The 24,953-nt window shown below is 75.8% G+C and carries 17 protein-coding genes; 4 read left to right on the top strand and 13 right to left on the bottom strand.

The annotated features are described in order from the left end of the window. Positions 1 to 97 precede the first annotated feature (97 nt). Positions 98 to 355, top strand: coding sequence for a glutaredoxin domain-containing protein (locus ACWERV_RS06025; protein ID WP_398182897.1), 258 nt, complete (start codon positions 98 to 100; stop codon positions 353 to 355). A gap of 87 nt (positions 356 to 442) precedes the next feature. On the opposite strand, the gene nudC is transcribed toward ACWERV_RS06025, so the two are convergent. The 6 genes from nudC to ACWERV_RS05995 form a co-directional block, all read right to left on the bottom strand. Then, on the bottom strand, positions 443 to 1,384 hold the full coding sequence (nudC, locus tag ACWERV_RS06020) for an NAD(+) diphosphatase (protein ID WP_398183412.1): 942 nt from the start codon (positions 1,382 to 1,384) through the stop codon (positions 443 to 445). Positions 1,385 to 1,568: 184 nt separating this feature from the next. Then, the gene (locus ACWERV_RS06015) at positions 1,569 to 5,042 is read right to left on the bottom strand and encodes a UvrD-helicase domain-containing protein (RefSeq protein ID WP_452929371.1); all 3,474 of its coding nucleotides are present in this window, start codon (positions 5,040 to 5,042) and stop codon (positions 1,569 to 1,571) included. 90 nt (positions 5,043 to 5,132) lie between these two features. Further along, positions 5,133 to 5,945 (bottom strand): hypothetical protein, encoded by an 813-nt coding sequence (locus ACWERV_RS06010; protein ID WP_452929369.1) that lies wholly within the window; start codon positions 5,943 to 5,945, stop codon positions 5,133 to 5,135. 183 nt (positions 5,946 to 6,128) lie between these two features. Beyond that, positions 6,129 to 9,767, bottom strand: coding sequence for a UvrD-helicase domain-containing protein (locus ACWERV_RS06005; RefSeq protein WP_452929366.1), 3,639 nt, complete (start codon positions 9,765 to 9,767; stop codon positions 6,129 to 6,131). 155 nt (positions 9,768 to 9,922) lie between these two features. Beyond that, entirely contained in the window at positions 9,923 to 10,180 is a 258-nt protein-coding gene (locus tag ACWERV_RS06000) for a hypothetical protein (protein WP_452929363.1), read from the bottom strand. 13 nt (positions 10,181 to 10,193) lie between these two features. Continuing rightward, positions 10,194 to 10,574, bottom strand: coding sequence for an MGMT family protein (locus ACWERV_RS05995; RefSeq protein WP_452929362.1), 381 nt, complete (start codon positions 10,572 to 10,574; stop codon positions 10,194 to 10,196). A 173-nt stretch (positions 10,575 to 10,747) separates the two neighbouring features. Between ACWERV_RS05995 and ACWERV_RS05990 the strand changes: the two genes are divergently transcribed. The 3 genes from ACWERV_RS05990 (at position 10,748) to ACWERV_RS05980 (ending at position 15,725) form a co-directional block, all read left to right on the top strand. Beyond that, on the top strand, positions 10,748 to 13,780 hold the full coding sequence (locus ACWERV_RS05990; RefSeq protein ID WP_452929640.1) for a lysylphosphatidylglycerol synthase domain-containing protein: 3,033 nt from the start codon (positions 10,748 to 10,750) through the stop codon (positions 13,778 to 13,780). 185 nt (positions 13,781 to 13,965) lie between these two features. Then, entirely contained in the window at positions 13,966 to 14,664 is a 699-nt protein-coding gene (locus ACWERV_RS05985; RefSeq protein ID WP_452929360.1) for a hypothetical protein, read from the top strand. Beyond that, complete coding sequence (locus tag ACWERV_RS05980) at positions 14,652 to 15,725, top strand: hypothetical protein (RefSeq protein WP_452929357.1); 1,074 nt, start codon at positions 14,652 to 14,654, stop codon at positions 15,723 to 15,725. Before ACWERV_RS05985 ends, ACWERV_RS05980 begins: the two co-directional genes overlap by 13 nt. A gap of 101 nt (positions 15,726 to 15,826) precedes the next feature. Here the strand turns inward: ACWERV_RS05980 and moeZ are convergent, their stop codons facing one another. The 7 genes from moeZ to ACWERV_RS05945 all read right to left on the bottom strand — a co-directional run. Beyond that, positions 15,827 to 17,005: an adenylyltransferase/sulfurtransferase MoeZ gene (gene moeZ / locus ACWERV_RS05975; protein ID WP_398182871.1), complete on the bottom strand. Its 1,179-nt coding sequence runs from the start codon at positions 17,003 to 17,005 to the stop codon at positions 15,827 to 15,829. Positions 17,006 to 17,134: 129 nt separating this feature from the next. Then, positions 17,135 to 17,974 carry a spherulation-specific family 4 protein gene (locus tag ACWERV_RS05970; protein ID WP_452929355.1) on the bottom strand — a complete coding sequence of 280 codons (840 nt, stop codon included), beginning with the start codon at positions 17,972 to 17,974 and terminating at the stop codon, positions 17,135 to 17,137. Further along, positions 17,962 to 18,876 carry an NAD-dependent epimerase/dehydratase family protein gene (locus tag ACWERV_RS05965; RefSeq protein ID WP_452929353.1) on the bottom strand — a complete coding sequence of 305 codons (915 nt, stop codon included), beginning with the start codon at positions 18,874 to 18,876 and terminating at the stop codon, positions 17,962 to 17,964. Before ACWERV_RS05965 ends, ACWERV_RS05970 begins: the two co-directional genes overlap by 13 nt. A 179-nt stretch (positions 18,877 to 19,055) precedes the next feature. Beyond that, positions 19,056 to 20,012, bottom strand: a complete 957-nt coding sequence (locus ACWERV_RS05960; RefSeq protein ID WP_452929349.1) for a hypothetical protein — start codon at positions 20,010 to 20,012, stop codon at positions 19,056 to 19,058. A 248-nt stretch (positions 20,013 to 20,260) separates the two neighbouring features. Continuing rightward, positions 20,261 to 21,940 carry a DUF3492 domain-containing protein gene (locus ACWERV_RS05955; RefSeq protein WP_452929346.1) on the bottom strand — a complete coding sequence of 560 codons (1,680 nt, stop codon included), beginning with the start codon at positions 21,938 to 21,940 and terminating at the stop codon, positions 20,261 to 20,263. Positions 21,941 to 22,630: 690 nt separating this feature from the next. Beyond that, positions 22,631 to 24,205 (bottom strand): DUF3152 domain-containing protein, encoded by a 1,575-nt coding sequence (locus ACWERV_RS05950; protein ID WP_452929343.1) that lies wholly within the window; start codon positions 24,203 to 24,205, stop codon positions 22,631 to 22,633. Positions 24,206 to 24,213: 8 nt separating this feature from the next. Next, a partial coding sequence (locus tag ACWERV_RS05945) for an alpha/beta fold hydrolase (protein WP_452929341.1) occupies positions 24,214 to 24,953 on the bottom strand: 740 nt, incomplete at its 5' end.

Here is a 24,953-nt window from a genome sequence, read left to right as displayed (position 1 = left end):
CCCACCCGAACCGGGCCCCGCGCCGGGTCCGGAATGCCCGCCGGGGGCCAGGCGTTAGCGGAGTGCCAGATTTTCTCGCGACGAGGAGCGACCACCGATGCCGGGCACCGTGACCATGTACAGCACCAGCTGGTGCGGCTACTGCCGCCGACTGAAGTCCCAGCTCGACCGCGAGGGCATCGCCTACACCGAGATCAACATCGAGGAGCACCCGGACTCGGCCAAGTTCGTCGAGGAGGCGAACGGCGGCAACCAGACCGTGCCCACCGTCCAGGTCGTCCCGTCCTCGGGCGCCGCCGAGGTCGTCATGACCAACCCGAGCCTGGCCCAGGTCAAGCAGGCGCTCGGCGTCTGAGCCGCCGCCCGCCCGCCCCGGGACCGCGCGCGACGGCCACGTGCCCCACGGCCACGTACCGCACGGCCCCGCTGCCCCGCCCCGCGCTCAGGGGCGGGGCAGCGGCGCTCCGTACCACTGCTCGATGAGCCGGGCGGCGATGGAGATGCCGAACGGCGGCAGCACCTCGCCGGAGGCGAAGGCGGCGCGCAGCTCCTCGCGGGAGAACCAGCGGGCCTCGTGGATCTCCTCGCCGTCCACGCTGATCTCGGACGACGTCGCGCGCGCGAAGAAGCCCAGCATCAGGCTGGACGGAAAGGGCCACGGCTGGCTCGCCATGTACGTGACGTCGTCGCCGACCGTGACGCCGACCTCCTCGGCGACCTCGCGGCGCACCGCCTGCTCGATCGCCTCGCCCGGCTCGACGAAACCGGCCAGCGTGGAGAAGCGGCCCTCCGGCCAGTGCAGCTGGCGGCCCAGCAGCGCGCGGTCCTGGTCGTCGGTGACGAGCATGATGACGGCGGGATCGGTGCGCGGGTAGTGCTCGGTCAGGCACGCGGGGCAGCGCCGGATGTGGCCCGCGGCGGCGATGACGGTGCGTTCGCCGCAGCGGGAGCAGAAGCGGTGCATGCGCTGCCAGTTCTCCAGTGCCACCGCGTGCACCATGAGGCCCGCCTCCAGCGGCGAGAGCAGCCCGCCGACCTCGCGCAGCCCGGCGGGCCGCGCGGCGCCGTCCATCCGGCCGGGCAGCGCGTCCTTCTGGAGGGCGAAGTAGCGCACGCCGTCGGGGTCGATACCGAGGAAGTAGCGGTGCATCTCGGTCTCCGGCGCGTCGAACGCCGGGGTCATGACCAGTTCGGTACGGCCGTCGGGGGCGTCCTCGACCAGCACCTGCCCGCCGGAGACCACGAAGACCCGGGTCGTCGGGTGGCTCCACGCCGCGGCGAGCCATGCCTCGTCCGTCCGGTGGTGCGCGGCGCGGTCCACCCCCGTGTAGGTGAGGGCGAGCGGGCGGTCCTTCGCGTCAAGTCCGGTCAAGGTCGTTTCCATCTCCCCGTCGAGCGTGGGTACGTACACCGGCGCACCACCTTGTCGTCCGGCAGGTGCCAACCTCCGGCGGCCAGGGAAATTCCCGGTGACGGTACGGATACGCCACGTCGTCCGAGGTGGAGCGCGCCCTATGAGCGTAGCCCGGCTCGCGGTGCGCCCGCGGAACGGGACCCGCCGAGCCCGGTCAGCCCGCTGCCAGCAGCCTCTCCAGCGCGGTGCGGTCCGGCAGCGGGGCCGGGCGCACGATCTCGCCGCTGCGCACGAAGAGGAAGGCCGCGGACACCCGCTCGGGCGGCACGCCCAGCATCTCCGCCCAGGCCAGCCGGTAGATCGCCAGTTGCAGCGGGTCGGCGGTCGCCCCCGGGTCGCGCCCGGTCTTCCAGTCGACGATCTCGTACGTGTACGCGTCCGGGCCGGTGTCCTGGCCGCGGCCCGGTTCCGTCCCGCCCGGCGCCACGGCGTGGCGGTACACCGCGTCGATCCGGCCCCGCACGACCCGGCCGCCCAGCGTGAGGTGCACCGGGACCTCGACCCGGTACGGGGTGCGGTCGGCGTAGGGGCTGCGCAGGAAGGCCTCCTTGAGGGCCGTCAGGTCGGCCTCGTCGGCGATCTCGTCGCCGCCCTCGATACCGGGCAGGTCCTCGGGTCCGAAGAGCGGGCGGGCGTCGTAGCGGGACTGGACCCAGGCGTGGAAGCGGGTGCCGCGGCGGGCGGCGGGCGCGGGCGGGTGCGGCAGCGGGCGGGCCAGCTCGCGGGCCAGCGCCTCGGGGTCGGAGGCCAGCAGCATGAGCTGGCTCGCGGTGAGGGTGGGGGGCAGCGGGACGTCCCGCACGGTGGCGCGGGAGCGGCGCAGCTCGTCGGCCAGCGCGTCCAGGTCGCGGTCCCAGGACGCGACGAGCCGGGCCTCGGCCGGATCCAGCCCGTCCCCGCCGGTGACGCCGTCGCCCGTACCGGCGAAGCCCCGGTCACCGGGGTCGCCGGGGCCGTCGGGACCGTCGGGGTCCCGGTCGTCGAAGCCGTGCGCCGGGTCGGCTGCCTCCCGTGCCCCGGGGATCGCGGCCGGGCCGCCGCCGTACACCTCGGCTCCGCCCTCCTCCTGCGCCGCGTAGGCCAGCACCCGGCGGGCCGCGGTGCGGCGGCGGTGCAGCGCCCGCGGGTCCAGGGGCAGCGGCCAGGCGGGTTCGGCGGTCTGTTCCAGGGCGGGGTTGGCGGCGCCCTGCTCGGGCTCCTCCGCCCAGGCCTCGATCTCGCCGTACCCGGCCTCGCAGTGCGCGCGCAGGGCGTCGAGGAAGGCGGAGGGCCCGAAGGGGGACTTCTGCGTCGGCCCCCACCAGTGGCCCGAGCCCAGCAGCAGGGAGCGGGGCCGGGTGAAGGTGACGTAGCCGAGCCGCAGCTCCTCGATGCGCTGGTGCTCCTTCATGGCCTCGCGGAAGCCGTCGAGCCCGGCACGCGTCCACTCCGGGACGTCCGGCAGGGTGGCGGCGTCGCCGCGCAGCCCGTGCGGCAGCACCTTGGCGTTGACGGGCCACAGCTCGCGCCCTCGGGTGCTGGGGAAGCCCCGGTCGACGAGTCCGGGCACCACCACCACGTCCCACTCCAGGCCCTTGGACTTGTGCGCGGTCAGCACCTTGACGGTGTTCTCGCCGCCCGGCAGCGAGCTGTCCAGGCCCTTCTCGTACTCGGCGGCGGTGTGCAGGAAGCCCAGGAAGGCCAGCAGCGTGGCCTCGCCGTCCAGGGCCGCGAAGCCCGCGGCGACGTCCAGGAAGTTCGTGAGCGTCTCGCGGCGGCGGGCGGCGAGGGCGTGCGGGGAGGCCGACAGCTCGACCTCCAGGCCGGTCACGGCCAGCACCCGGTGCAGCACGTCCATCAGCGGGTCGGCCAGCGAGCGGCGCAGGTCGCGGATCTCGGTCGCGAGCCGTGCGAAACGCACCCGGGCCTCGGCGGAGAAGGGCAGGCCGTCGTCGGGGCCGGGGAGATCGGCGAAGGTCTCCAGCGCGTCGGCCAGCGAGACGACCTCGGCCGGGTCGACGCCCTCCACGGCGGCGGCCAGCCGGTCCCGCCCGTCCCCGCCCGCGTCGGCCCCGTGGCGGACGAGCAGCCGGGCGCGGCGGCCCAGCAGGGCCAGGTCGCGCGGGCCGATCCGCCAGCGCGGGCCGGTCAGCAGCCGTACCAGGGAGGCGTTGGCGGTCGGGTCGTGCAGCACCTCGCACACCGCGACCAGGTCGGCGACCTCCGGCAGGTGCAGCAGCCCGGACAGGCCCACGACCTCGACGGGCACCTCGCGGGCCACGAGCGCCGCGTGGATCTCCGGGAAGTGCGCGGCCGTACGGCACAGCACCGCGATGCCGCCGGGGGGTGTGCCGGTGCGCACCAGGTGGGCGACGGAGTCGGCGAGCCAGGCCGTCTCGTCCGCCTGGGTGGGCAGCAGGGCGCAGCGCACCAGGCCGTCGTGCTCGGCGCCGGGCGCGGGCCGCAGCGCCTCGACGCCCTCGTGGCGGGCGCGCAGCTCCGCGGCTAGGGTGTTGGCCAGGTCGAGCAGGCGGCCGCCGGAGCGGCGGTTCTCGCTGAGCGCGTAGCGGTCGGCGGGGCGGCCGTCGGCGTGGGGGAAGTGCGCGGGGAAGTCGTCGAGGTTGGCGACGCTGGCGCCGCGCCACCCGTAGATGGCCTGGCAGGGGTCGCCGACGGCGGTGACGGCGTGGCCCGTGCCGCCGCCGAAGAGCCCGGCCAGCAGCAGCCGCTGGGCGACGGAGGTGTCCTGGTACTCGTCGAGCAGCACCACCCGGTACTGCTCGCGCAGCGCGGCGCCGACCTCGGGGCGGGTCTGCGCGAGCGTCGCGGACAGCGCGATCTGGTCGCCGAAGTCCAGCAGGTCGCGCTGCCGTTTGCCCTCGCGGTAGGCGGCCGCCAGCCCGGCGAGGTCCTGGCGGGCGGCCACCGCCTGGCGGACGTCCTTCACCCAGGCGAAGCCGCGGCGGGCGGGGTCGAGACCGGCCAGCTCGGCCGTCAGCCGCTCGTCGTACGCGCGCAGCCGCTCGGGCGGCACCAGGTGCTCGGACAGCTCCCCGGCGAGCGCCAGCAGATCCCCGACGAGCGTGGGCAGGCCCTTGGTGAGCGCCGGGTAGGGCCCGGGGGCGGCCCGCAGCACCTGGGCGGCGAGCTGGTAGCGGGTGGCGTCGGCCAGCAGCCGGGCGGTCGGCTCCAGGCCGATGCGCAGGCCGTGGTCCTTGAGCAGCTGCCCGGCGAAGGCGTGGTAGGTCGAGATCTGCGGCTCGCCGGGGTGCCCGGCGTCCGGATCGGCGCCGGGATCCGTGCCGGAATCCGTGCCGGGATCGGCCGTCCGGGCCTCGCGGCGGCCGGGGGCGTCGTCCGGGTCGCCGTCCGTCACGCCCGCCCGGACCAGCGCCTTGCGGACGCGTTCGGCCAGCTCACCGGCCGCCTTGTTGGTGAAGGTCAGGCCCAGCACCTGCTCGGGCGCGACCTGGCCCGTACCGACGAGCCAGACCACCCGGGCGGCCATCACCGTGGTCTTGCCGGAGCCCGCGCCGGCCACGATCACCCCCGGGGCGAGCGGCGCGACGATGCACGCCGTCTGCTCCGGGGTGAACGGGATGCCCAGCAGCTCCTTCAGCTGCTCGGGCGATTCGATGCGGGTCGCCACCCATGGAGGCTATCCGGAGCCGCCGACACCGGGAGCCGCTGGCCTGCTGCGATACCCCGCACGGGGCACCGCGGCAGGCCGGCGTGCCGGTCAGATGTGCAGGCCGCCGGGGCCGCCGACCTTGCTCGGGTCGATGGTCAGCGAGGGCGGCGGCGCCGTCACGTTCGGCTGCTTGCCGAAGTCGGAGAAGACCATGAGCATCGGCTGGCCGTCGCTGGTGCCCTCCGCCCGCACGATGACGGGGCTGTCGCCCGTCGTGACGGATATGGTCGTCTTGTCCTTGTCATCGGTCTCAAGGAGCTGGAACACCTGCTGGCCGCCGACCGTGGCCGTGTGGCCCTTCGTCAGCGTGCTGGTCGTGTCCCCGTCGTCCTCGCTGAGCGTGTCGATCATGCCGTTGAGGTCGCACATGGTCTTGAAGTTGTCCTCGTCGTCCGAGTCGAACTCGGAGGAGGGGATCTTCACCCACTTGTCGCCGATCACCTTCGCGGACTCGGCGTCGGCGTTCTCCGTCCAGAAGGTGTTGTCGCCCTTCATGTACGTGTAGTCGCCGCCGGTGAAGATCAGCTGGACCTTGCCCTGGCCCATGTCCACGGCGAGGGCGCACTTGTTCGTCGTCGTCAAGGTGCCCTTGACGTGCATCTGGCCGGTGTCCGCGTCCGAACCGGACAGCTCGTACGTCATGGCACCCGTGTCGCGCATGCCCTGCTCGGCCTGCTTGAGCACTTCCTCCGCCGTCTTGTCCGCGAAGGGCTCGGCGGCCGTCGTCGGCGCCGCCGTCGTCGCGGCGGGCTTCAGCAGCGGGGCCGCGTCGTCGCCCTTGTCACCGCCGCATCCGGTGAGGGCGGCGCCTCCCGCCGCTACGGCGCAGAGCGCCGCGATGAACGTTCGTGTGGCCGGCATGGCCCGTACCCCCTCGATACCGTGCCGGCAACGCCCGCGTGGGCGCGCTTCCCCACCCCGGGTGGCACAGGAAAACCATAGCGGGCGCCACCGACACCGAAGGCCGCGCCCGTTCGCGCGGCTCGCGCGCGCTCTCCCGTCGCCCGGCGGCAGCATGTCGGCCACCCGGCAGGCGGTTTCCCGTCACTCGACGACCTGCCGCCCCTCCGGGCGGGCCGTGCAGGAGGCGCGGAAGGCGCAGTGCGCGCAGTGCTGGCCGGCGGCCGGGGTGAAACGCTCGTCCAGCACCCGGGCCGCGGCCGTGGCCAGCAGGTCCTCGGCCCACTCCCCCGCGAGCGGCTCCTGCCGCTGCACCGCCGGCACGGTCTCGCCGCCGTCGCGGCGGGCCGCGCCCAGCCGCAGCTGGACGAGTTCGGCCCCGCCCGCGGGCGGGGTGGCGCCGCCGAACAGCGGATCGACGGCGCCCTCGCGCACCGCCAGCTGATAGACGGCCAGCTGCGGGTGGCGGGCCACCTCGGCGGCGGTCGGCTTGGCACGGCCGGTCTTGAAGTCCACGACGTAGGCGGCGCCCTGCGCGTCCGTCTCGACCCGGTCCATGCTGCCGCGGATCCGCACCTGGGCGTCGCCCGCGGCGAGGGTGACGTCGAAGTCGTGCTCGGACGCGACCGGGGTGCGGCCGCGCTCCATGACGTGCCAGCGCAGGAAGCGCTCCAGGGCCGCGCGGGCGTTGTCCTTCTCCTGCCGCGACTTCCACGGCGCGTCGAAGGCGAGCGCGTCCCACACGTTGTCCAGCCGGGCCATCAGCACGTCCAGGTCCGCGGGCGCGCGGCCGGACGCGACCTCGTCGGCCAGCACGTGCACGACGTTGCCGAAACCCTGCGCGGCCGTCGCGGGCGGCTCCGCCTTGACCTCACGGCCCAGGAACCACTGCAGGGCGCACGTGTTGGCGAGCTGGTCCAGCGCGCTGCCGGACAGGGCGACCGGCTGGTCGCGGTCCCGCAGCGGTACGGCCGAGGCCGTCGGCTCGTACAGGCCCCACCAGCGGCCCGGGTGCGCCGCCGGGACCAGCGGGTGGCCGTCGTCGTTCAGCGCCGCGAGCCGCGCCAGGCGGCGGGCGGCCGCGTCCCGCAGCGCGGGCGAGGCCGCCGGGTCGACGGCCGTCGCCCGCAGCTCCGCGACCAGCGCGGCCACCGCGAGCGGGCGGCGCGGCCGGTGCGTCACGTCCTGCGGCGGCACGCCCAGTTCCGCGAGGAAGCGGGACGGCTGGTCGCCGTCGTCCGCGGCGGACCGCACCGCCGTCACGAGCAGGCGCTCCGAGGCGCGGGTCGCCGCGACGTAGAACAGCCGGCGCTCCTCCGCGAGCAGCGCGCCCTGGCTCAGCGGCGGAGCGATGCCGTCACGGCCGATCCGGTCCGCCTCCAGCAGCGAACCGCGGCGGCGCAGGTCGGGCCACACGCCCTCCTGCACGCCCGCGACCACCACGAGCTGCCACTCCAGGCCCTTCGCGCGGTGCGCGGTCATCAGGCGCACCGCGTCCGGGCGGACGGTGCGGCCGCTCAGGGTGTCGGCGGCGATGTCGTGGTGGGACAGCTCCTCCAGGAAGTTCAGGGCGCCGCGGCCGCCCGTGCGCTCCTCCGCGCGGGCCGCCGACTCGAACAGCGCGCACACCGCGTCCAGGTCGCGGTCGGCGTTGCGGCCCGCCGCGCCGCCGCGCAGGGCGGCCCGCTCCAGCCGGGCCGCCCACGGGGTGCCGTCCCACAGCGCCCACAGGGCGTCCTCGGCGGTGCCGCCCGCCGCGAGCGCCGCACGGGCCCGGCCCAGCAGCGCGGCCAGGCGCCGCGGGGCGCGGGCGTACGAGGCGTCGTGCGCGACGAGCCGCCGCGGCTCGCTCAGCGCCTCCGCGATCAGCTCGTCCGACGGCCGCGGTACGGCGGCCCCCGCCGCCCGCTCCTCCTCCCGCAGCGCACGCCCCAGCCGCCGCAGATCCCCGGCGTCCATCCCCCCGAGCGGCGACCCGAGCAACGTGAGCGCGTCCTCGACCCCGACCCGCACACCGTCCGCTGCCGCGGAGGAGGCCACGTCTCCGGCGCCGTCCGCCTCTCCGGCGGGGGGCGGTACGGATCCGGCGCCGTCCGCCGGGTCCCCGGCGGTCTCCGCCTGCCCGCGGAAGTCCTCACCCGGCGCGTCCCCGCCGACCGGACCCGCAGGAAGCGCCAGGCCCGCGGGCACGGCCCCGGCGCCGTCCCCCGCCTCCGCCGGGTCCCCGGCGGTCCCCGCTTGCCCGCGGGGCCCGGCGAAGTCCTCACCCGGCGCGTCCCCGCCGTCCGCCGCCTCCGCCAGGTCCCCGGCGGTCTCCGCCTGCCCGTCGGCCCCAACCAAGTTCTCACCCAGCGCGTCCCCGCCGTCCGCCGCCTCCGGCGGGTCCCCGGCGGCGTTCTCGGTCGCTCGGTCGGGGAGGAGGGAGGTCGCGGCGAGGTGGAGGGCGAGGAGGAGGGGGGTCAGGGCGGGGTCGGTGTGGAGGGGGGTGGTGGAGGGGGGGAGGTCGATGGGGACGCCTGCCGTGGTGAGGGCGCGGCGGAGGGGGGCGAGGGCGGCGGTGGAGCGGGTCAGGACGGCCATATCGTGCCAGGGCAGCCCGTCCTCCAGGTGGGCGCGCCGCAGTGTGTCCGCGACGGACTCGACCTCCGCGCCCGGCGTCGGGTACGTGCGGACGGCCACCGTGCCGCCCGGCGCGAGCGCGGCCGGTGCGCGGTGGGCGCGGACGGCGGCGGCGGGGAGGCGGGGCAGCGGCATGCGCGCGGCGAGCTGCCGGGTCGCCGCGAGCAGTCCGGCGCGTGCCCGCCGCGAGGCGCGCAGCACCCGTACCGGCGCGGGGCGCCCGTCGCGCCCCGGGAACTGCTCGGGGAAGCCGAGGATGCCGTTCACGTCGGCGCCGCGGAAGGCGTAGACGGACTGGTCCGGGTCGCCGAACGCGACGAGCGTGCGGCCCTGCCCGGCGAGCGCCCGCAGCAGCCGCACCTGCGCGGGGTCGGTGTCCTGGTACTCGTCGACGTAGACGGCGTCGTAGCGCCGCGCCAGCCGCTCGTACACCTCGGGGCGCCGGGCCAGCAGTACCGCGCGGTGCACCAGTTCGGCGTAGTCGACCATCCCGCCCAGCTCGGTGACCTCCAGGTACTCGTCCAGGAAGGCGGCGGCCGCGGTCCAGTCGGGGCGGCCGATGCGTGTGGCGAAGGCGGCGAGCGCGTCCGGTCCGAGGCCCAGCTCGCGGGTGCGGGCCAGCACCGCGCGCACCTCGTCGGCGAAGCCCCGGGTGGTGAGGGCCGCCCGCAGGTCCTTGGGCCAGCGGACCCGGCCGAGGCCCTCCTTCTCCAGTCCGGGCTGCCCGGCGAGCAGCTCGCGGACCAGCAGGTCCTGCTCGGGCCCGGACAGCAGCCGCACCGGCTCCTCGAAGGCCTCGGGGCTCTGCTCCTCGCGGATCAGGGCGTAGCAGAAGGAGTGGAAGGTGCTCGCGTGCAGCCCGGCGAGGCCGCGCGCGGCCATCCGGTCGCGCAGATCGACGGCGGCGCGGCGGCCGAAGGTCAGGACGAGGACGCGGTCCGGCGCCGTCCCGGCCCGCACCCGGGCGAGTACGGATTCCACGAGCGTCGTGGTCTTGCCGGTGCCGGGCCCGGCGAGCACCAGCAGCGGACCGTCCCGGTGCTCAACCACCGCCCGCTGGTCCGCGTCCAGCACAGGGGGCCGCACGGGCTCCGGCGGGGTCCGCAGCAGCCGGTAGCCGGTTGCCGCGGAGGCCGCGGGGGCGGGAGGAGGAGACAGGATCACGTGGTTCGCCGGTTTCGTGGTGGTCGGTGGTGCGGGGGCGCGCGGGCGCGCCGGGTGGTGGGGTGCGTACGGCTCTACGCCGGGGTGGGCTCCCCGCGGCGCTCGCCGCTGTGCCGCGGGCGGTACGCGGCGGCCCGGGGGGCCGGCCCCCGACGCTACGCCGTCCGGCGGGCGGACACGCCACCGTGCGCCGGGCGGGTGCTCGCGGCGGCCTCCGCCGTGGCGTCGGCGGCGGTCGTCACCGTCGCGGAGGGGTGGTCGTCGGGTCGTCGCCGGATCACCGGACCGCGGGTGGTCGCCCGCGCCGTGCCCCGCGCCGCTGAGGACGCGCGCCCGGCGCCGCCGCGCCCCGCGCGGCCGCCCGGCGGGGCGATGCCGTGGTCCGGCCACGGATGGCGGAAGCTGGGAGGCATGAGTTTCCGGCCGTCAGCCGCCGTCCGCGCCGGGCGTGCGCCCGTCCCAGCGCGCCCGGCGCATGTCGATGCGCGGTATGTGGCCCTCGGCGGCGGGGCCCGCGGTGCGCAGCGGGGTGCCCTCGGCCCGGTAGGCGTCCAGTGCCCTCAGCTCGTGGCCGGGCAGCAGCGCCCCGTCGGCGCGGACGACGCGCCACCACGGCACCCCGCTGCCGTACAGCGAGAGCACCCGGCCGACCTGCCGGGGGCCGCCCTCGCCGAGCCACTCGGCGACGTCGCCGTAGCTCATGACGCGTCCGGGCGGGATCAGGTCGACGGTGTCGAGCACCTTGTCCGCGTATTCACCGGGACCGTCGGGGGCTTTCCCGGCGTTCTCCGCGCTCTCGTCGCTCATCCGCCCAATCCTGCCGCAGACCACCGACACCGGGGGGTTCCGGTGTCATCCGTACGGTGCTCATGCCACCATCGTCCCGGCGGTGACTGGTGATACGAGATCAAGAAGAGACCGAAGCGGATCAGCAGCCGGGCGCGGACGAGGCCGGAGCGGCCTCCCGCGCCCGTCGAGCGCTGCCCGCGCCCGGAAACGGGGGCGGCGCCCGGCCCCGTCCGCACACCGGTGCCGACGGCCACCGCGACCGGCCCGGCCACGGCGCCTCCGACGACGGGGGCGCCGACGGCGGCCCCGGGCGGGACGGCGAAGGGCCCGGCGGCGCCCCCGACCGACCGGACGCCGGGGGCACGCCCCCCGACCCGGCGCGTGACGGGAGCGGCAGGGGCGGGCACGGCGGGAAGGGCCCCGACGGCGGCGCCCCCCGTCCGACCGGCGGCTCGGGCGACACTCCGCCCGCCGACCGGGGCGACGGCGGGGAGGACGGCTCCCCCTCCGCCGACGGCCCGGGGCACGAAGAGGACCCCGGGCACGAAGAGGACCACGGGCACGGGCACACCGTCGTGCCCGAGCCCTACCCGGCGCCCGTCGCCGTCGACGAGCCGCTGCTCGCCGCGCGCGTGCACCGGCCCGCCGACCTCGTACGCTTCCTGCTCGGCCTGCTGGGCATCGCCGTCGTGCTGGCCGTCGCGGGGTTCGCGCACGCGACCACGACGGGCCTGGAGACGGACATCACCAAGGGCACGGACCACGCGCCCGACGTGCTGTCGTCGTTCGCGGGGCTGACGGCGAGCATCGCCGTGCTGATCGTGCCGGTCGCGTTCGCGATCGAGCGGCTGGCCAAGCGGGACGGGCTGCGGATCGCGGACGGGGTGCTGGCCGCGGTGCTGGCGCACGGCACCGCGCTGGCCACCGACCTGTGGGTGACGAATTCGGCGCCCGGCCCGATCCGCGACGCGCTCACCCACAACTCGCCGTCCGGCACGGGCATGACCGACCCCGTGCACGGGTATCTGGCGCCGGTCATCGCCTATGTGACGGCGGTGGGCATGGCGCGCCGCCCGCGCTGGCGGGTGGCGCTGTGGTTCGTGCTGCTGCTGGACGCCTTCGCGGTGCTGGTCGGCGGCTACACGACGCCGTTCTCGATCGCCGTGACGGTCCTGATCGGCTGGACGATCGGCTACGGCACGGTCTACGCGGTCGGCTCGCCGAACGTCCGGCCGACCGGCCGCCAGCTGCTCGCCGGGCTGCGCCGGGTCGGCTTCAGCCCGCAGACCGCCCGCCGGGTGCGGCAGGACGGGCCGGGGACGGCGGACACCGACCGCGGGCGCGGCTACCTGGTGACGCTGGAGGACGGTCCGCCGCTGGACGTCACGGTGGTCGACCGCGAGCAGCAGGCGCAGGGCTTCTTCTACCGCGCCTGGCGCCGGCTGTCCCTGGTCGGCGGCATCAACGAGCGGCGCAGCCTGCTGTCGCTGCGCCAGGCCCTGGAGCAGGAGGCCCTGCTGGCGTACGCGGCGATCGCCGCGGGCGCGAACGCGCCGAAGCTCATCGCGACCTCCGAGCTGGGCCCGGACGCCGTGATGCTGGTCTACGAGCACATCGGCGGGCGGCGGCTGGACGCGCTGGCCGACGAGGAGATCACCGACACGCTGCTGCGCGAGGCGTGGACGCAGGTCCGGGCGCTCCAGTCGCGGCGTATCGCGCACCGACGGCTGGTGGGCGAGTCGCTGCTGGTGGACCGGTCGGGGCGGGTCTTCCTGACCGATCTGCGGGGCGGCGAGATCGCGGCCGGCGACATCGTGCTGCGGATGGACGTCGCGCAGTTGCTGACGACGATGGCGCTGCGGGTCGGCCCGGAGCGCGCGGTCGCCTCCGCGGTCGCCGTGCTCGGGCCGGACGCGGCCGCGAACGCGCTGCCGCTGCTCCAGCCGATCGCGCTGAGCCGCGCCACCCGCGCCCAGCTCAAGCAGCTCGGCCGGGAGCGGGCGCAGCGCGAGCGGGAGGCGGTGCTGGCGGCGTCCGCGCGCGAGAAGGAGGCCCGCGACCAGCGGCGGGCGCAGGAACATCTGGAGGCGGCGGGCCGCCGCGGCGCGGTGCGGGCCGCCGCCGAGCAGCCCGAGACGGACGAACGGGACGGCAAGGCGGTCTCGAAGGCGGAGCGCAAGGCGGAGAAGCGGGCCATAGAGATCGCCCTGGAGGAGGCCCGCGAGGAGGATCTGCTGTCGCGGATCCGGCAGCAGGTGCTGCTGATCCGCCCGCAGGCCCCGGTGGAGCCGGTACGGCTGGAGCGCATCAAGCCGCGCACGCTGATCACCGTCATCGCGGGCGCCTTCGCCGCGTACTTCCTGCTGTCGCAGCTCAGCTCGGTGCCGATCGGCCACGCCATCGCGCACGCGGACTGGCGGTGGGCGCTGGTGGCGGTGGCGGGCTCGGCGGCGAGCTATGTGGCGGCGGCGTGCGCGCTGGCCGGTTTCGTCCCCGAGCGGCTGTCGCTGCCGCGGACGGTGCACGCGCAGGTCGCCGGGTCGTTCGTGAAGCTGGTGGCGCCGGCCGCGGTCGGCGGTGTGGCGCTCAACACCCGCTACCTGCAGAAGGCCGGGGTGCGCCCGGGGCTCGCGGTGGCGAGCGTGGGCGCCTCCCAGCTCGTGGGCCTCGGGATGCATGTGCTGCTGCTGATGATCTTCGGCTTCATCACGGGCACGGAGAAGACGCCGTCGCTGTCGCCGTCCCGCACGGTCATGGCGGGGCTGCTGACGGCGGGCGTGCTGGTGCTGGTCGTCACGGCGGTGCCGGCGCTGCGCAAGTTCGTCTCGACGCGTGTGCGGGCGCTCTTCGCGGGCGTGGTGCCGCGCATGCTGGACGTCCTCCAGCGCCCCGGCAAGCTCGCCACGGGCCTGGGCGGCACGCTGATGGTCACGGTGACCTTCGTGGTCTGCCTGGACGGCTGTGTGCGCGCCTTCGGCGGGAGCCTGAGCTACGCGACGATCGCGGTGGTCTTCCTCGCGGGCAACGCGCTGGGTTCGGCCGCCCCGACGCCGGGCGGGGTGGGCGCGGTCGAGCTGGCACTGACCGGTGGTCTGATCGCGGCGGGCCTGCCCAAGGAGGTGGCCACGCCCGCGGTGCTGTTCTTCCGCTTGCTGACGTTCTGGCTGCCCGTGCTGCCCGGCTGGCTGTCCTTCACCCAGCTCAGCCGGCGCGGCGAGTTGTGATCCGGGCGCGCGGCGGGGGCGCGTTCGAGACACGGCCGTGACCGAATCCGCACACCGGGGCACTCGTTTGCGCCTTCCGCTTTCTGTACGGTGAGTTTCCTGGAATCGGGGACCAGTTGGGTGGTACGCGTCTGCGCCGTACCCCGCGGTCCCGTGTCGGGACGGCCGGACGGGGAGCCGAACGTATGCGAGCCCACAGGGCGCTGACAGGCTGTGCGGTGGCGGTGGCCGCCGCGGTCGCCGCGGTGGCGACGGCGGGGTGCGGGAGCAGCTCGGGGTCGGACAAGGGCAAGACGATCGATGTGCCGTCCGCCACCACGGCCTCCGCTCCGGCGTCGACAACGCCGTCGTCGTCCGGGTCCAGGCCCGGGGCGCCGCTGACGATCGACCCCGCCGTGGCGCTGCCCGCCGACGTGAAGGTCGTCTTCGACTGGACGATGCCGGCCGACACGGCGCAGAACGCCGCGCTCACGGCCGCCGCGAACTACCTCCAGGCGGTCGACCACGCCGTGGTGAAGCAGAACCTCCAGGACCCGCCGCTGTACGCGCACGCGGCGAACACCGCGCTGGAGCACGGCAAGGACTTCGTGCGGGCCAACATCAGCGGCAAGCTCACGCTCAGCGGCACCGACCGCTTCTACCTGCCCGCCTTCGCCGAGGGCAGCGGCGGCGCGAAGGCCACGTCGGTGGGCATCACGCTGTGCGAGGACCAGTCGAAGCTCTACAGCAAGGAGATCGCCACCGGGAAGGTGCGCGTGACCGGTGACGACCCCCGCAACTACCTCGGCTACTCCCTGGTCGTGGTCAAGGTCGCGACGGCGCACCCGTTCTGGCAGGTCCAGGGACTCGCCGTGCAGGAAGGGGCGAAGCAGTGCATGCAGTAGGAGTGCCCGCGGCGATATGCCGCGGATTCGTGGTCGCCGGGGTGCTGGTGCTGGCCGCCGCGGGTCCGGGTTTCGCGTACACCGGCCCGTCGAAGTCGACGTCCGGCGACAGCGACGGCAGCGGTCTGCTGGCGGCGGGGGTGCACGTCACCTACCCGTCCGGCAGGACGAGCAAGGGCGCCACCGTGCCCATGGGCTCGTCGAACGTGACGTGGACGCCGCCGCCGTGCTGGATCGGCCCGGTCGGCGACCCGAAGACGTTCAAGGAGAAGGTCCTCAAGCAGGTCGCCGACACCAATGTGCCCGGCCAGGCGAACTACGCGCTGGAGGCCATGAACGAACTCCAGCGGCACTACCAGGAGGGCTACACCTGGGACGGCGGGGGTGACGGCTACAAGGACTTCAACCTCGACAAACAGGGCAAGGGCCAGTTCTGGGGTCCGATCTCCAACCCGGAGATGGGCAACGACCCGCGCACCATGGACTGCAACGGCACGCTGCCCTTCTGGGTCGACAACGGCAAGCTGCCGCCCGCCGGCACCCCGAACGTCATCACCGTCGACATGCTGTCGAAGCTGGCGTACGCGAACACCCGGGTGCCGGGCGTCACCGTGGTGACGAGCCCCGCCAAGACCCAGACCGTCAACCTGCCGACATGGGTGCGCCTCACGCAGAACTACAGCCCCGTGCGCGTCCGCGCGTACGTCGACCTCGGCGGCGGCGCGCAGCTGTGGGCCGAGACGAAGGCGGTGCCGCAGCCGGTCGAGGTCGACCCAGGCGAGGCCGACGCGACCCGCTACCCCGCCTCCGGCCTGTGCCCGGTCGCCGCGAACGGCTCGGTCGGCGCGGCCTACAACGGCGACGCCAGGGCGATCCCGCCGTGCGGCATGACCTACCGCCGCTCGACGGTCGGCAGCGCCCCCTACCCGCTGAAGGTCACCGTCACCTGGAAGGTGAGCTGGACGGGTTCGGGCGGCGCGGGCGGTGACCTGCCCGACGGCGTGGTCAGCAACACCCCGCAGCAGGTGACCGTCCGGGAGATCCAGGCCGTCAACCGCTGACGGCACCGCCCGGCACTCCCGTACACACGACGGCGGGGCCGGCACGCTCGAAGGGTGCCGGCCCCGCCGTCCGTCTGCGGTGTGCCGTGTGCGCGCGCCGGTCAGTAGATCGGCTTGTGCGGCTCCACCGTGTTGACCCAGCCGACCACGCCGCCGCCGACGTGCACGGCGTCGGAGAAGCCCGCGGACTTCAGGACCGCCAGCACCTCGGCGCTGCGCACGCCCGTCTTGCAGTGCAGCACGATCCGCTTGTCCTGCGGCAGCGTCTCCAGAGCGCTGCCCATCAGGAACTCGTTCTTCGGGATCAGCTTCGCGCCCGGGATCGAGACGATCTCGTACTCGTTCGGCTCGCGCACATCGATGATCTCGATGTTCTCGCCGTCGTCGATCCACTCCTTGAGCTGCTTGGGAGTGATCGTCGAACCGGCCGCCGCCGCCTGCGCCTCCTCGGAGACGACGCCGCAGAAGGCCTCGTAGTCGATCAGCTCGGTCACCGTGGGGTTGGTGCCGCACACCGCGCAGTCGGGGTCCTTGCGGACCTTGACCGTACGGTAGGTCATCTCCAGGGCGTCGTAGATCATCAGCCGGCCGAGGAGCGGCTCGCCGATGCCCGCGAGGAGCTTGATCGCCTCGTTGACCTGGATGGAGCCGATCGACGCGCACAGCACGCCGAGGACGCCGCCCTCGGCGCACGAGGGGACCATGCCGGGCGGCGGGGGCTCCGGGTACAGGCAGCGGTAGCAGGGGCCGTGCTCGGACCAGAACACCGAGGCCTGGCCGTCGAAGCGGTAGATCGAGCCCCACACGTACGGCTTGCCGAGCAGCACGCAGGCGTCGTTGACCAGGTAGCGGGTCGCGAAGTTGTCGGTGCCGTCGACGATCAGGTCGTACTGGGAGAAGATCTCCATCACGTTGTCCGACTCGAGCCGGGTCTCGTGCAGCACGACGTTCACGTACGGGTTGATGCCCAGGACGGAGTCGCGGGCGGACTCGGCCTTGGAGCGGCCGATGTCGGACTGGCTGTGGATGATCTGGCGTTGCAGGTTCGACTCGTCGACCTCGTCGAACTCCACGATGCCGAGCGTGCCGACACCGGCGGCGGCGAGGTACATCAGGGCGGGCGAGCCGAGACCGCCGGCGCCGACGATCAGCACCTTGGCGTTCTTGAGCCGCTTCTGCCCGTCCATGCCCACATCGGGGATGATCAGGTGACGCGAATATCTGCGGACCTCGTCAACGGTGAGCTCGGCGGCCGGCTCGACCAGGGGTGGCAGCGACACAGGGACCTCAGCAATACGGTTGGTCGGTCTCAGACGGTACGGGCGCGTGTTCGTACACGCATCCCTGCAACACTGCCACGCCGGTCTTCATTCCAAGACACCCGGTCCGCAGGCCGAGACGTCCGGCGGTCACATGGTGGGCGGCGGCCGGTCCGCGCCCCCTCCGCCGCCCGGCCCGGAACCCGCCGCGGACGCCGGTCCGGCCTCCGCCCCGCCGACGGCCCGCACCAGCCGGTCCCAGTATCCGGGCAGGCCCGACCACGGGTCGGTGCCGCCGCGGTCGCCGCGGTCGGTCAGGCACACCGTGGCCGCGCCCTGCCAGCGGGCGATGCGCAGGGCACCGTCCAGATGCAGGCCGGGCACGGAGTGCACGAGGTGGACGAACGTGGACGGCGGGTGCGCCGCCGTCCACTGCGGGGCCTCCGACCAGCGGTAACGGTCCCAGGGCCCGGCGAAGGTGACGAGCTGGTCGGCGATCTCCGCGTAGCGCGGGTGCGGGTGGACGCCGTGGCCGAGCACGACGGGCCCGGCCCCCGCCGACGGGGCGCCGCCGCCCGCCGGTTCGCGGCCGAGCAGCGCGCGCAGCGTCGTCACCGCCCAGTGGCAGTCCGCGGCATGGTCGCGGCCGGTGGGCGCGCGGTCCAGGTAGAAACCGTCGACCTGGTACCAGTCGAGGTAGCGGGAGGCGTCGGACACCAGCTCCCCGAAGGGCCGGTCGCCGTACGCGGCGTCCAGCGTCCCGAGGAGTGGGACACCGTTCTCACGGACGCGCGCGGTCACCTCCGCGTACAGCGGATCCGGCCGGCTCCCCGGCCCGCGGCTCACGTCGAACGCCGCCCAGCGCAGATCGGCCCCGGGCCGCGCGAGTTCGGCCCACTCGGCCGGGGCCATGAGCGGGTGCACGAGCCCCGGCACGGCGAGCCCGGTCCCGGTGCCCGTGGTGCGGGGCGCCTTCGTCACACGCGGCACGCCGCCTCCATCCACACGTCGGCCAGCGACTCCTCCAGGCCGATCCGCGGCCGCCAGCCCAGCCGGTCGCGCGCGGTGCGGACGTCGGCCTGCTGCCACAGACCGCAGCCGTCCGGGTACGGCGGCACCGCCGCGCCCCCCGCCGGCGGCTCGTCCAGCTCGCGCACCGCGCCCTCGTAGCCCGCGACGTGCGCGAGGGCCGCGGCCATGTCGCGCATCCGCACCGCGCGGCCGCTGCCGATGTTCACCACGCCCTGCGCCGCCGACAGCGACGCGGCGTGCACCGCGCGGGCCACGTCCCGCGCGTCGACGAAGTCGCGCTGCACCGCGAGGCCGCCGAGCCGCAGCTCGGGCTCGCCGTTCTGCATCGCGCGGCGCAGCGCCTCGGCGATCCGCCCGAGCGGCGCGCCGGTCGGCGTGCCCGGCCCCACCGGGCTGAACACCCGCAGCACCACGGCGTCCAGACCCGAACCCAGCACCAGCTCCGTCGCGGCGAGCTTGCTCACCCCGTACGGCCCGCCGGGCCGCGGCGCCGCGTCCTCCCCGGTGGACGACCCGGCGGGCGACGGCCCGTACTCCGACCCGCAGCCCACCTGGACCAGCCGCGCCCCGACCCCGCTGCGCCGCATCGCCTCGCACACGGTGGCGACGGCGACGGTGTTCTGCCGCGTCAGCTCCCTTGCGCCGCCCCGGGTCGTCCCGGCGCAGTTGACGACCACGCCCGGGTGCACCGCGTCCAGGAACCGGGCGAGCACCCCCGGCGCCCCGCTCGACAGGTCGAACCGGACATCGGCGTCGTCGCTGCGCCCCAGCGCGGTGAGCTGCACCGCCGGATCCGCGAGCAGCCGCTCGGCGACATGCCGCCCCAGGAACCCGTCGGCCCCGAGCAGTAGCACTCTCATCGAAGACCTCCCAGCGCGGGAGCGGTACGGGCGGCGCCACCGGGCGCCGCGGGGGTACGGCGGGCGGGGCCCGCGGGGACGCCGGCCAGGTGGCCGGCGCTGCCGTTGCCCGGGGCCGGTGGCGCCGGGCGGGGGATGTGGGTGGTCAAGGGTCGTTCTCCTGAGGGGTTGTGACAGGGTCAGTCGCGGGCGTACGGCAACGGGCGGTGCGCGGCCGCACGGCCGAGCAGCCGGAAGGCCCGGACGGCGAGCACGAGCGCGGCGGCGCCGCACACCGCGGCCTCCGCCGTACCGCCCGGCGGCGCCACGTGGCCGGGGGCGGCCGCGAGCCCGAGGGTCAGCGCCTCGGCCGCGCACGCCGCGGCGAGCCCGCCCGCCGCGGGCCCCGGACGGCCGTGGACGGCCAGCAGCCGGGCGGTGAAGAGCAGCACGCCGAGCGCCGCGGGCCCGGCCAGCGGCGCCGACCCGGCCAGGGCGGCGGCCACCAGCAGCAGGCCGGTCAGCGCGGCGGCGTACCCGGCGAGGGCCGCCGCCAGCCGGGGCCGCACGGCGTCGGCGAACTCGGCGAGGCCGTGGCTCGGGGCGAGCTGGGCGCGGGCGGCGACCGCGAACCAGCGCGCCAGCAGCGCCGCGGGCAGCAGGCTCAGCGCCAGCGCCGCGAACGCCGCCGTATCCGCGCCCGTGTCGAAGGGCCCGCGCCCGGCGAGCACGGTGACGGCCGGCGGCCCGTACAGCGCGAAGGCCAGCAGCCCGTACGTCCACACGGCCGCGCCGGCGCCGTACGCGACCCGCAGCGGCCCGCCCCGCAGCGCCGCCCACAGCGCGACCGCGGCCAGCGCCGCGACCGGTCCCGCCGCCGCGGGCAGCCCCGCGGCCAGGACACACCCCGCCCCCGGCAGCAGATGCGCGGCCACCGCCCGCCCGCGCAGCCGCACGGCCCCCGCCGCCGGACGCTCCGGCCGGGCCACCACCCGCGCGGCACGCGGCACCCGGGCGTACAGCTCCTCGGCCAGGCCGAACACGTCACGGTGCCGCAGCCGGCGCGCCTCCCCGTCGCTCACGCCGTACGCCTCCAGCCCGGCGGCGATCTCCCACGCGTCGACGGCCCCGGCGAGCATGGTCCGGTGCCGGTGCATCACGGCCCGCACCGGATCGGCGGGCCCGCGCCGCCGGGACACCCCGCGCGCGACCTCGGCCCGCGGCGCATGCGTAATCGATTCGCCACCCCCGCGAGCCCCCGAGCGCCCCCCCGACGCCCCCTCTGCCGCGACACCGCCGCCGGACTCCCCGCCCCCGTCCGCGGCAGACGGCCCGGCGGCGGCGCGGGCGAACAGGCGGGTGAGGTCGAGATCGGCGTCGGGCGGTATCGGAGAAGGGTGGGGGGTCATGAGCGGACCGTTTCGGGGAGGGGGGACCACGCGGGGTGGGCCGGGGTGGGGGCCAGTCGGCTGGGGGCGAGGGATTCCGCGGGGGTGGTGAAGGGGCGTGGCGCGCCCCGCGCGTCGAGGAGGGCCGGGCGGCGGGCGGGGTGGTGGGCCACCACCCCGAGGTAGCTCTCGCGGAAGGCGTCCACGGACGCGGTGACGGTGAAGAGGGCGAGCGCGCGTTCGCGGGCCGCGGCTCCGAGCCGGGCCGCACGCTCCGGCCCGCGCAGCAGGTCGAGGGTCGCCTCGGCGAGCGCCTTCGGATTGCGCGGCGGCGCCACGAGCCCGGTCCCGCCGATGACCTCGCGCACCGCGCCGACGTCCGTCGACACGGTCGGCCGCCCGCAGAACATCGCCTCGACCAGGCTCAGCGGAAAGCCCTCCGCGCAGCTCGACAGCACCACGACGTCACCCGCCGCGTACGCGTCCGCGGCCTCCGGCGCGCCCGGCGAGCCGATCTCCTCGAAGCTCACCGGGCTCTCGCCCACCGCACGCGCGTCCGCCGCCTCGTCCGGGAAGAGCTGCGCGGCGAGCGTGCGGCAGTGGCCGAGGTAGGCCGCGGCGCGCTCGTCCACCGCGCGGGCGTGGAAGATCCGCAGCCGCGCCCGCGGCTCCTCGCAGCGGATCGCGTGGAAGGCGTGCAGCAGCGCGATGAGGTCCTTCGCCGGGTCCACCCGGCCCACCCACGCGACCGTGGGGTCCGCGTGCGCCACCTTCTGCTCCGCGTTCGCCTCGGCCTCCGCCGCCGCCCCGGCCCGCGCGAAGCGCCCCGCGTCGATCCCGGGATGGATCGTCCGCATCCGCTCCGGCGGCGCCCCGCACCGCTCCTGCCAGCGCCGCACGTGCGCGGACCCGGGCGTCACGAGCGCGGCCTGCCGGTAGGCCTCGCCCGACAGCAGCCGGTGCAGATCGCCGAGCAGCGCCCGTACGGCCGGGGGCAGCCCGGCGGCCCGGTGCGCCAGCAGCGCCTCCCGGGCGCGGACGGTGTACTCGGTGACGACGAGCGGCGTACCGCAGAACCGTTTGGCCAGCAGACCCGGCAGTGCGGCGGGCCCGCCGGACACCGCGTGGCAGACGTCCACGGCGCCCAGCTCGGCCGGGCCGTACCACTCCACGGACAGCGGCCGCAGCAGCCGCTCCAGCTCGTCGACGACCGTCAGCAGCTCCGTCACCACGATGTCCGCGAGCACCGGGCGCACGCCGGGCGCCCGGCACGCCGCCTCCAGCTCGGCGAGCGCCTCGTCCCCCCGCAGCAGCGCGGGAAGCGTGCCGGGACGCTCCTGGGCGAGATCCGCGAGCGCGTACAGCCCACTGGCGAAACGGTCCGCCCGCCCCGCCGGACTCCCCCCGGCCGCCCCCGCCAGCGCCTCCGCGAACTCACGGAACCCCCGGCGGAAAGCCCCCCGCACGACCCGCCGCGGCGGGTCCGCCACCGCGGGACCCCACAGCCGCACCTGCCGCACCCGCCCCACATGGGCCGGGCACTCCACATGCCCGGCCGCCTCCACGCGCGGCGAGCGGCTCAGGGCGTACACGTCGAAGTCGTGACCGGGCAGCCCCCGCACGAGGCGGTCGCACCAGGCGCCACCCTCACCTCTTGCGTACGGGTAACCACCCTCGGTAAGTAATCCAATCCGCACGGGTCCGGCCCTTCTCGTCCGTCGCACCCGGCGGGTCCGTGTCCCGCCCGGCGCGACGACCGTATTGCGCCGTCCGGGCATGGCGGCGGACGGTTGTCCGCGACGCCATCAAAAGGGGTGAACGGGCGTAACCTCTCCCAACCCCGCGCGTTGCACCCCCCGCACGCTCCGGGGTGCCTCTTGCGGTGGCGTTCGCGATCCCCCGCCGGTGGTGGGCTGATCGCGCAGTTCCCCGCGCCCCTTTGCGCCACGGGGTGCCTGTTGCGGTGGCGTTCGCGATCCCCCGCCGGTGGTGGGCTGATCGCGCAGTTCCCCGCGCCCCTTTGCGCCACGGGGTGCCTCTTGCGGCAGGCCCCGCGATCGTCCGCCGGTGGTGGGCTGGTCGCCCCGTTCTCCCCCAGGGCTTCGCCTGGGGGCACCCCCACGCAGCCCCTGAAAACGCTCACCCTCACCGGCAGGCAGCCGCTACTCCGCGTGGAGGGGGACGGTGCGGGGTGCCCCCGCAGGAATGCGCTGGGAGGGGCTCACCAACTACGGGGGAGGGTGAAGGCGCATTCCGAGGAGGTGCCCCGTGGCGGCACCCGACCCAGCGGCGGCGGCGCCGCGCAAAGGGGCGCGAGGAACGGCGCGGGCAACCCCCCACCCACCGCAAGGTCGCGCGGCGAACCGCAACAAGCCCCCCGGAGCGCCCTACGGATAAGGCCAAGCGTTCGGCTTGCACGTCGGCCCGCCGTTCAGCGAGAGGAACTTCGTCTGCTGCATCATCACGGGCGCCGGGGCCCCGGCGGTGGGGCACCCCACATGGTGGTGCCCCAACCGGTGCCCCACCTCGTGATTGATCAGCATCTGGCGATACGCATGCATCAGCTCCGGCCCGAACGTATCCGCCCCCTGCGCCCAGCGGTAAGCGTTGATCATCGTCCGCGGCGTCGACGCCGCATCGCACGACACGTTGTCGATCGTCGTGTCGAGCCCCGACTTCGCGCACCACTTCGCCGTCGTCCCGGGGCTGGCGAGCGTGACGACGATGTCCGCGTCCCCGCTCGCGACCCGCTCGAAGGTCATCGTGCCGCCGTGGCCCCAGCTGCGGTCGTCGTTGAGGGTGCGGAAGACGGTGTCGCTGAAGAGCTGCGGGTCGAGCGGGAGGCCGCGTTCGACGTCGACCCGGAAGGTCATGACCTTGCCCTTGCCGGGCGCGGCCTGGTGGCCGGGGACGGTGTCGAAGGCGCCGGACAGCTTGAGGTCGGCGGCCAGCGGGTACTGCCGGTCCATCTGCTGGTCGTAGTCGAGCAGCGACGTCGTGGGCGTGGCGGACGCCGTGGGTGCGGCGGCGGCCGAGGGTGTGAGCGCGGGCGGCGGGACGTCCGCGCTGGTGGGGTCGGGGCCGGGGTGCTTGCGGCCGAGGCCGGAGAGCGGGTTGCCGGTGGTGACGGCGGCGACGGTCACGACGGCCGCGGCGGCGATCCCGGTGATGCCCGTGATGGTCCAGACCCGGCCGAGCCTGCGGCGGGGCCCGGTGCCGCCGGGGGCCGCGGGGTCGGCGGGGAGGACGGGGCCCGGCTCGGCGGCGGGTTCGGTGCGCGGGGCGGGCACCTCGAAGGCGTCCAGGAACTCCTGGCGGGGCCGCGGGACGCCGCCGCCCGGCGGGTGGACGCGCGGTCCGCGCAGTTCCGCGGCGGTGGCGGCGTCCTGCGCGGCCCAGCCCTCGGCCCATTCCTCGACGGGGTCGAAGGGCAGGTCGCGGCGCCGCACGCCGTCGTCGGCCCAGGTGTCGGGGGCTCCCCAGGCGGCGTGCTCGGGGTGTTCGGGGTGGTGCGGCGGGCGGGCCTCCACGGAACGCGGCCGGGCGCCGGGGCCCTGCGGGCGGACGGTGGCGAAGGCGCCGGAGTCGACGAAGGGGTCGAACGGCTCGGTGTAGGGCCCGACGGGTGTGCGCCGCCGGCGCCCGCTGCCGGGGGTGCCCAGCGCGGTTCCGGGGGGCGCGAAGGTGCCCGAGCCCATGAGGGGTCCACCGGCCTGCGGGCCGCTGCCCCCGGCGTGCGGCGCGCGGCCGTCCGTCTCGGGACCGCCGCCCACCTGCGAGAGACCGCCCGTCCCGGAGAGGCCGCCGGTGAGTCCCCCGGGCTGGGGGAATGCCCCGGTGGGGCCCCCGGACTGCGGGGCACCGCCCGGCCCCGGGAGGCCCCCCGTCCGCGGGGTGCCGCCGGTCCGTGCGTCGCCGTTGCCGGGGCCGTCCTGGCCGTCCCGCGCGCTGTGTTTGCCCACGCCCTCGATCAGCTCCCGCTTGCCGCAGTGCTCATGCCCGTCGCCGTGCCCGGCGTACCGCCCGCGCCGCCCGCGCCCGCCGTGCCGGTCGTACCGGTCGTCGCCGCGACGCTACCCGTGGCGGCGGCGCCGTGGGGCCGGGCCGCGATTTCCTGGCGGAGATCGCGGAAAGCCCGCTCGACGAGCCGCGGGTGCTCCATCATGGCGACGTGCCCGCTGCGCGGGATGGTCAGCAGCCGTGCGTCGCGGAAGGTGCGGTAGGCGCGGCGGGCCATGCGGTAGGACACCAGCTTGTCGCGTACGCCGTAGACCAGCAGCGTCGGTGCGAGGACGCGCTCGGCCTGGCGCCACAGGGCGTGCTGGCCGCCGAGCGTGTACGCGTTGACGATGCCGCGGGTGGAGCGGATCGTCACGTCCCAGAAGTACGGCAGGTCCACCCGGCGCTGGTACTCGGTCGCGGCGGCGGCGCGTTCCGCGGGCCCGACGACGGAGGGGTCGGCGTAGCACAGCGACAGCAGCGCCTGCGTGCGGCGCTGTGCGGACCATCCGCGGGTGGCCCGCAGGTAGAGCGCGGGGGTGCCGGGCAGGGCGGCGAGCGCGGTGGGCAGCGCGGTGGGCTGGATCCGCAGTTCGGGCAGCGCGGGCGACACGAGCGTGAGGGTGCGGACGAGGTCGGGCCGGGCGGCGGCGACCTTGACGGCGACGGCGCCGCCCATCGAGTTGCCGAACAGGTGCACGGGCCCGCGGC

It is taken from the genome of Streptomyces sp. NPDC004031 (assembly GCF_053604375.1).
Note: the sequence above shows the minus strand (reverse complement) of the source record. Positions and strands in the feature narration are given on the sequence as shown.

What these genes read in the sequence shown, in the direction of transcription:
- ACWERV_RS05965 (WP_452929353.1), bottom strand. Translation starts at nt 18,876, where the DNA reads ATGAGAGTGCTACTGCTCGGGGCCGACGGGTTCCTGGGGCGGCATGTC.
- ACWERV_RS06025 (WP_398182897.1), top strand. Translation starts at nt 98, where the DNA reads ATGCCGGGCACCGTGACCATGTACAGCACCAGCTGGTGCGGCTACTGC.
- ACWERV_RS05960 (WP_452929349.1), bottom strand. Translation starts at nt 20,012, where the DNA reads ATGCACCGGCACCGGACCATGCTCGCCGGGGCCGTCGACGCGTGGGAG.
- ACWERV_RS05995 (WP_452929362.1), bottom strand. Translation starts at nt 10,574, where the DNA reads ATGAGCGACGAGAGCGCGGAGAACGCCGGGAAAGCCCCCGACGGTCCC.
- ACWERV_RS05985 (WP_452929360.1), top strand. Translation starts at nt 13,966, where the DNA reads ATGCGAGCCCACAGGGCGCTGACAGGCTGTGCGGTGGCGGTGGCCGCC.
- nudC (WP_398183412.1), bottom strand. Translation starts at nt 1,384, where the DNA reads ATGGAAACGACCTTGACCGGACTTGACGCGAAGGACCGCCCGCTCGCC.
- ACWERV_RS06010 (WP_452929369.1), bottom strand. Translation starts at nt 5,945, where the DNA reads ATGCCGGCCACACGAACGTTCATCGCGGCGCTCTGCGCCGTAGCGGCG.
- ACWERV_RS06000 (WP_452929363.1), bottom strand. Translation starts at nt 10,180, where the DNA reads ATGCCTCCCAGCTTCCGCCATCCGTGGCCGGACCACGGCATCGCCCCG.